At 62.6% G+C, this 7141-nt stretch carries 7 protein-coding genes; 2 read left to right on the top strand and 5 right to left on the bottom strand.

The features are described from left to right. Positions 1–179: 179 nt before the first annotated feature. The gene (locus tag GYB81_RS23250; protein WP_161866089.1) at positions 180–638 is read left to right on the top strand and encodes a metallophosphoesterase family protein; all 459 of its coding nucleotides are present in this window, start codon (positions 180–182) and stop codon (positions 636–638) included. Between the two features lie 275 nt (positions 639–913). Next, complete coding sequence (gene gloA / locus GYB81_RS23255; protein WP_161866090.1) at positions 914–1441, top strand: lactoylglutathione lyase; 528 nt, start codon at positions 914–916, stop codon at positions 1439–1441. A 58-nt stretch (positions 1442–1499) separates the two neighbouring features. On the opposite strand, the gene GYB81_RS23260 is transcribed toward gloA, so the two are convergent. From GYB81_RS23260 to GYB81_RS23280, 5 genes are all read right to left on the bottom strand, one after another. Beyond that, a complete protein-coding gene (locus tag GYB81_RS23260) occupies positions 1500–2147 on the bottom strand; it encodes a YitT family protein (protein WP_161866091.1) in 648 nt (215 codons plus the stop codon). 111 nt (positions 2148–2258) lie between these two features. After that, a complete protein-coding gene (locus GYB81_RS23265) occupies positions 2259–2789 on the bottom strand; it encodes a dihydrofolate reductase (RefSeq protein ID WP_161866207.1) in 531 nt (176 codons plus the stop codon). A gap of 67 nt (positions 2790–2856) precedes the next feature. After that, positions 2857–4602: a hypothetical protein gene (locus GYB81_RS23270; RefSeq protein ID WP_161866092.1), complete on the bottom strand. Its 1746-nt coding sequence runs from the start codon at positions 4600–4602 to the stop codon at positions 2857–2859. 101 nt (positions 4603–4703) lie between these two features. Next, positions 4704–5726: a YdgA family protein gene (locus tag GYB81_RS23275; RefSeq protein WP_161866093.1), complete on the bottom strand. Its 1023-nt coding sequence runs from the start codon at positions 5724–5726 to the stop codon at positions 4704–4706. Beyond that, positions 5723–7141, bottom strand: a 1419-nt coding sequence (locus GYB81_RS23280) for a thyroid transcription factor 1-associated protein 26 (protein ID WP_161897964.1), incomplete at its 5' end; no start/stop codon positions are given. The genes GYB81_RS23280 and GYB81_RS23275, both read right to left, overlap by 4 nt.

Below are 7141 nucleotides of genomic sequence, written 5' to 3' on the forward strand. Positions count from 1 at the left end.
GCGGTGTTTTCGGCCCTCTCCCCCAACCCCTCTCCCATAAATGGGAGAGGGGAGCCAAGCGCGAGCACCTTAAGTGAACAGTATTACGGCCACCGTGCCGGGCTTTTTCTTGCACTCGGGTTTTGCATTGGCGTGTGTTCGGCCGCAAGCTGGTCTCTCGCTCGCTGAAGGAGAGTTCCATGCGCATCGGCCTGATCGCCGACACCCACAACCTGCTCCGCCCCGAAGCGCTGGCGGCATTGCAGGGCGTCGACCACCTGATCCATGCCGGCGATATCGGCGGGCCGCATATCCTTGCCGAGTTGGAGCGCATCGCGCCGCTGTCGGTGGTGCGCGGCAACAACGATGACCAGGCCTGGGCAGAGGGTATTCCAGAGCAATTGGTCCTGCGCTTCGACGCGGTCAGCCTTTATGTCCTGCACGATCTCAAGCAACTGGCCATCGATCCCAGGGCAGAAGGCATCGACGTGGTAATCGCCGGGCATTCGCACAAGCCGCTGCATGAAGAGCGCGACGGCGTGCTCTTCCTCAACCCCGGTAGCGCCGGCCCGCGACGCTTCAAGCTACCCGTCGGCGTGGGCCTCCTGCATATCGAAGGCGACCAGTTTAGGGCCGAGCTGATCACGCTGCAGATCTGAAACCCGGTAGAGCGGACGACGCCTCACCCGTCCACCGCCCTGCCCCCCAATGGTGGACAAAAGAAGCGTTGTCTACCCTCGCCGTAGGAGCGGCTTCAGCCGCGATGCTTCGCCTCTTCGCCTCTTCGCCTCAATCGCGGCTGAAGCCGCTCCTACAAACGCCCCTGCATCGTTGCCTGGCCAGAGCTGGCAAAGGCTTCCCCACATACTTGAAAAACGTTGCCACCGAATCCATCTAGGTAAATACAGCCTTTTCCCGCCTGATGGAGAACCCCATGACCCTCGACGAGCTCAACGCCATTCCCGGCGTGACCGCCAAGCCCGACGTCGCCACAGCCGACTTCGTCTACAACCACACCATGATCCGCGTGAAGGATCTGCAGAAATCCCTGGACTTCTACACCCGCGTGCTGGGCTTCACCCTGCTGGAGAAGAAGGACTTCCCCGACGCCGAATTCAGCCTGTACTTCCTCGCCTTGATCGCTGACAAGTCGCAGATCCCGGCCGATCCGGCCGCCCGCCATCAGTGGCGCAAGTCCATCCCCGGCGTGCTGGAGCTGACCTACAACTACGGCACCGAGAAAGACCCGGATTTTGCCTACCACAGCGGCAACAGCGACCCGCGCGGCTTCGGCCACCTGTGCGTATCGGTGCCGGACATCAAGGCCGCCTGCCAGCGCTTCGAAGACCTCGGCGTGGACTTCCAGAAACGCCTGACCGACGGCCGCATGCGCGACATCGCCTTCATCAAGGATCCGGACGGCTACTGGGTGGAGATCATCCAGTTCACCGAAGTGATCTGACGCTCGAACCCGACGAGGGGCTGCCTCCAGCGGGGCAGCCCCTCGGTCGTTGCGGGGATCAACTGACGCCGACGTAACGATCGGCCCGGTGATTGATCGCCAGCACCAGATTGAGCATCACCGCCCCCAGCACCGAGAGCAGCACCTTGTCTGGCGACACCACGAAGATGGCCGCCAGCACGATGCTCGCGTCGATGGCCATCTGCACCGCGCCCGCGCGCAGACCGAAGCGCTCCTGCATGTACAGGGCGAGAATGTTCACCCCGCCCAGGCTGGCGCGATGGCGGAACAGCATGAGCAACCCCAGGCCCATCGCAGCCCCACCGAACAATGCAGCATAAAGCGCGCTGAGATGAGCGAAGGCGACCCAGTGCGGCGTCAGTTCGGCCAGCAGCGAAACCAGCAACACCGCACAGCCGGTACGCAAGGTGAAGCCCCAGCCCATGCGCCAGATACCGAGCAGGTAGAACGGCAGGTTGACCAGGCAGAACACCAGCCCGAGCGACCAGCCAGCCTGATAGTTGGCCAGAAACGCGATGCCGACGGTGCCGCCGGTCAATAGGCCGGCATGGGTGTAGAAGGCAATGCCCAGGGCAACCAGGGCGGTGCCGAACAGCAAGGCCAGCGCATCCTCCCACAGCGGGTGGCGCACGAAGAGTGCAGCGACGGCGCCCGGGCGCTCGTCGACGGGCGATTTATCAGTCATCGAAATACCTGCAGCAACATTCACCAAAGAAATTACGGCAGAGGCAAGACAATGGCCGTCACGCGCGCTGGTGGGATCAGGCGGCAGAGACGGCCGGAAGGGTCGTTATGGTTATGCGCCGCGCCGGTCCCACACCTCGAAGGCGTAGAACGGCGTCTCGGCAGAGGCCGGATGCTCGACGCTGGACGTCATGCGCCAGACAGACTCGTCGATTTGCGGAAAGAACGCGTCACCATCGGGATCGAGCCCCACACGCGTCAGGTACAGACGCTCGGCCTGAGCCAGGCCCAGTTCGTAGAGCTGCGCGCCACCAATCAACATCAGTTCGCCGGCATCCTCTTCACGCGCCCAGGCATCGGCACGCTCGATGGCCGCTTCCAGAGTCGCGAACACCTCGGCGCCTTCCAGGGTCAGGCCAGGCTGGCGGCTGACCACAAGATTGAGCCGGCCCGGCAGCGGCCGACCGAGTGAATCCCAGGTCTTGCGCCCCATGATGATCGGCTTGCCCAGAGTCAGGGCCTTGAAGTGCTTGAGATCCGCCGGCAGATGCCAGGGCAGTTGGTTGTCGCGGCCAATCACGCGGTTGTGCGCGAGCGCTGCGATGAGGCAAAGGGGCAGTGTCGTTTTCATGGCGGCGAGCATAGCAGAGTGGCCGCCGCGGCCGCAGCCATGGCAGATGGCGGCTCGCGCCATCTGCCAGGTTGCCGCATCAACTGACGGGCGTATCGGCCTGCTGGTTGATGAAGCCGGCTGCCTGCTCCCTTTCCAGCGCAACCGGAGCGCTTTGCTGAAGCGCACGGGTTTGCTCGTTCATCTGGAAAATCTGGCTGGCCGATTTGAGATCCACCTCGTTCACCCCGGCAATGGCTTCACGGCTTTCGAAGAAATCGTTCAACTCAGACAGGATGGCCGCCAAGGTGTCATCGCTCTTTTCGAACGACAGCACATGGCGATACTGCTCCAGATTCATGCTGCCCGGCCGCACGAAGGTGCTGGTCAGCAAGGTGCTGAGCAGAAACCACGGGGTAATGGTCGAGCGCACCACGACGTTTTCCGAGCGCGTGCTGTCGTAGATGCTCTGCCCGGTGGAAAGCTTGGACTGGGTGTAGGTGCCTTCGATCGAGAGGTCGAGCAACAGCGAGCGAAACTGCATTTCAGCCCAGAACACGTTGCTCATGCGGCTGATCACCAGGCCGAACAGCAACAACAGCAAGGGGTAGCCCAGCTGCATGAGCAGTTCGGGACGGTAGGCGACCCTGGCCAGATCGTCGAGCAATGTCACCAGCCACAGCGCGCTACCGGCCAGCAGAAGCTGGCCCAGAGCACTGGCGATGCCACGTACCAGGCGATAAGCCGCAGTATGTTCGAGCGATTGCACCACCGGCTGGGTTTCGACCAGCGTTCGCCCCTTGAACGAGCCCTTGTCCTGACCACCCTCTTCCATCATTTCCGGGTTGAACTTCAGGTAGACCCGGTTGGGGATCTCCTGGTAACGACGGTTGGCGAGAATATGCGCATCGAGGCGAATGAACAGCTCACGCGGTACCAGGTTGCGCTGCCAGTTGTCGCGGTGCTCGGAAACCTCGGTATGCGGGTCGACGCTGCGCAGGCGCTGCAGCAGCATGAACAATCCCAGGCCACAGGCCAGCAGAGCCAGGAACAGCGCCGTCAGCAGCAGCGGCGTCGGGTTCACAGGCAGGGTGGGTATCGAGTGCACATGGCTGTGCACGTAGACCAGCGCCACCGGCAACAGTATCGCCAGGCTGATGATCAGGCCGATACGCGGCAGGCCTATGTTCATATCGCCACGGCTGTAGTGCTGCAGCGGATTGCGCATGCCGAACCAGAGTTTGAACAGATACAGCGTCAGCAGGCAGCCGAGCCAGGCCATTACCGGTGTACCGTTGAGACGGGCCAGGCCGCTGGCGCCGGCGAACCAGGCCAGCGCATAGGTCAGCAGCATGAATACGGTCATGCACAGGCCGAACAACAGGTTCTCCGCCAAGCCACGATAGGTGGGCGGCAGGAAGATCAGCTTGGGCACCAGCGTATGAACCAGACGCGCGAAAAGGCTCTGCGGCTCCTTGAACGTTGTGTTCTTGCGTCCCATGAGCATGTCGTGCAGCTGCTCTGCTGTGTAGGTCAAAAGATGACGCGCTTCACCGTCGGCCTGATTCTTCGCCAGGCTGGAAGGCACGTTGCGCCCGACGTAGAAGCGAAACACCTTGAGCAGGCCATCGCCGAGCCCTACGAGGCCCCAGACCAGCAACGACAGACCAAAACCGGCATGCAGCCAGCCTTCGACCTCCCGGCGCGCATCGACCAGGCCCGCGACCTGGAACAGGCAGTACACACCCAACAGCACGACCAGCAAACCACGCGCAGCCACCATCGCACCTTCAATCCGGAACGGATTACCGATGCCCAGTGATTGCGAGCCAAAATCGTATGACATAACAACATCCTTGATGGTATTGCGCGAACGCAGCGCACGTGGCCGGCCCGAATATCTCGGGCCGGCCACGCTGATGACGGATTACCGTGCAGGGCAAGCCATTACAGGCTGCTGAGTTTTGGATTCAGACGTTCGATCAGTCGCTTGGCCGAGCGCTCGCTATTGATCTTGCCCAGGTCGGCCAACCGGACCTTGTCGGGCCTCAGGCTGAGCTCGAGGCCTTTCGCGTCGCCGCGCAGCACATCGCCCATCAGCTCGCAGGCGTCCTCCAGCGAACGCCCCAGGTCCTCGGCCTGGCAGTTGCTGACCATTTGTTCGACATGCCGCTGGTAATGGCGCTCGCGCTGCTCATCGGCACTGCCGGCCGTTGGATCGAGCGGCGTGTTGTATCGCTGCTGCAACGCGATGCTGCGCTTGACCATGCCGCGGTCCTTGAAGGCAAGCGTCACGCTGGCAAGCTCAGCACGCTGCAGCCCTTGCCCCACGCCCTCTAGCAGGCCCAGCGCCTGAAAGATGTTGTCGGCATCGGCCAGATCATCCTGCAAACGGCTGAGCTGCTTGTTGAGGCCGCGCTGGTTGCTCAGCTGATAGTTGATACGCGTCTCGAACAGCTCTGGCAGGTCCACCGCCAGCTCGCTCTCCAACGTGCCGGCCTTGTCATCGATGTCGACGTACAACTCCAGGTCGGAAGGCTTGAGGGTCAGCAAGCCACTGCTCAGCGCCGGCTCGAAGCCATGCATGGCGCGCCTTACATCGCCACCAGCCAGCGCACCGATTCCACGCAGATCGGCATAGGCCGAATCATCGGCCTCGATACCCTTGAACTGCAGACGGATGCGGCTGCGCTCGTCGTCCTGAAGCGCATCGCTGACGATCAGCTCGGCAACACGCAGCGCCGGTTGGTTACGCCCGGTTTCCAACTCAACGCCATGGATGGTCACACGGCCACCGAAGGGGCTGGACGAAACCGACTGCCAGTGCAGTTTGTCATCGAGCTCCATGTCGTACGCCCAATCCTCCAGACGCTTTTCCGCGCGTTTCCCGGCCTGGGCACTCAGGCCCCAATAACCGGCCACCAGCAGCACCACCGCGCCGCCGGCTACTGCCACGAGGCGTTTGTTCATTGCTCATCTCCTTGCTCGACAGCCCGATCAGGCCAGGCTTGTTTGATCACGTCCCTGGCACCCTCGACCGTCCAGTTCGGATCACCGATTTCATGACGCAGCAGCGTCAACGGATCGCGCAGATCGGCACATTCATCTTCCTGGCAGGCAAGCAGGGAACTGGCCGTGACCAGCGTCAGAGGCAATTGCTGCTTATCCAGACGCTCGCCATCCAGGCGCGCCTTACCCTTGACCAGGAACCAGCCCTTATCGGCCTCCTGCTCGCTGTCGTCGGTATTGAGCACGGCCTGGTAGGGGTACTCGACTTCCCAGCCGCCCTCGGTCTTGCCGCCGAGATAGACGATCTGGCTGTAGTCGACCGCCCCCCCCTTGAGCATGCTGAGGTAGCTGCCACCGCCAGTTGGCGAGTAGCTGGCGTCACGGCTGATACGCTGATACAGCTCCTCGGGCTTACGGCTTTCGCGACGCAATTGCCGGTACAGCTGCAATTGCTGCTCGGCCTGACGGCCTGCCAGCTCACGCTGCAGCTGCTCTTCCCGTTGGCGCTGCAACTCGGCCTGACGCTGCTGTTCGGCCTCCTTGCGCTCGAAAGCAAACAGGTAGTTCTGGGCGTTCTGCAGGTTGTAATCCCAGATGCGGGTGCGGTACTGACGCGCCAGATTGATTTCATACAACCAGAAATCTCGGTCGCCCTTGAACAGACCCTGGTCCAGATCGCGCATGGCGTAGAAGCGCAGGTGGCTCAGGTCAGGCGCAACCTGATCCAGGCGCGCCGTGGCCACCTCGATGGTGCGCCGGATGCTGTCGACGTCGCGGAACAGTTCACGGTTCTCGGTCAGAGCCAACAGAATGCCGCTGTCGGCACTCCAGCTGCCGTTGTAGTTGCGCCCGAGGCGCACCAGGTAATGCACCTTGCTGGCCGGCTCGCTGAGCAGCGACAGCAGCAGATTGTTGTCGTCGTCAAAACCTGCCACCGGCAGGTCAGGCACCTTGCCGGACACTGCCAGCCCGGAAAGGAACCCGCCATTGTTGAAGCTGTACAAACGAACGCCGTCGCTGCGCGTAACGGTCAGCTTGCCCTGCCCCTGCGCGTAGCCGTCGGAAGCGCAGGTCACCCCCTGCGACTCGGCGCGTACGTTCTGCACGGGATCTTCAAGCTTGACCGACAAACGGAAGCGGCAGCCATTCTGGTCGGTTACTTCGGTCAGGAAACTCGCCTTGGCCAGCACCTCGCCGGGTACCGGAGGCTTCCAGCCCGCCACGGTGAAATCGGGACTGGGCGCACTGGCAACTGCCGCAGGCGGCGCAGGTTCGGCTGGCGCCGGTGCAGGCGCAGCTGCGACCGGTTCGACAACCGGAGCCGGTTCGGAAGTGGCAGCTGCTGCCACCGGCGTTTCAGGTGCAGGTGCAGGTGC

Origin of the sequence: Pseudomonas yangonensis (assembly GCF_009932725.1) — a bacterium.
Classification (GTDB): Bacteria; Pseudomonadota; Gammaproteobacteria; order Pseudomonadales; family Pseudomonadaceae; genus Aquipseudomonas; species Aquipseudomonas yangonensis.

What these genes read in the sequence shown, in the direction of transcription:
- GYB81_RS23275 (WP_161866093.1), bottom strand. Translation starts at nt 5,726, where the DNA reads ATGAACAAACGCCTCGTGGCAGTAGCCGGCGGCGCGGTGGTGCTGCTG.
- gloA (WP_161866090.1), top strand. Translation starts at nt 914, where the DNA reads ATGACCCTCGACGAGCTCAACGCCATTCCCGGCGTGACCGCCAAGCCC.
- GYB81_RS23260 (WP_161866091.1), bottom strand. Translation starts at nt 2,147, where the DNA reads ATGACTGATAAATCGCCCGTCGACGAGCGCCCGGGCGCCGTCGCTGCA.
- GYB81_RS23270 (WP_161866092.1), bottom strand. Translation starts at nt 4,602, where the DNA reads ATGTCATACGATTTTGGCTCGCAATCACTGGGCATCGGTAATCCGTTC.
- GYB81_RS23250 (WP_161866089.1), top strand. Translation starts at nt 180, where the DNA reads ATGCGCATCGGCCTGATCGCCGACACCCACAACCTGCTCCGCCCCGAA.
- GYB81_RS23265 (WP_161866207.1), bottom strand. Translation starts at nt 2,789, where the DNA reads ATGCTCGCCGCCATGAAAACGACACTGCCCCTTTGCCTCATCGCAGCG.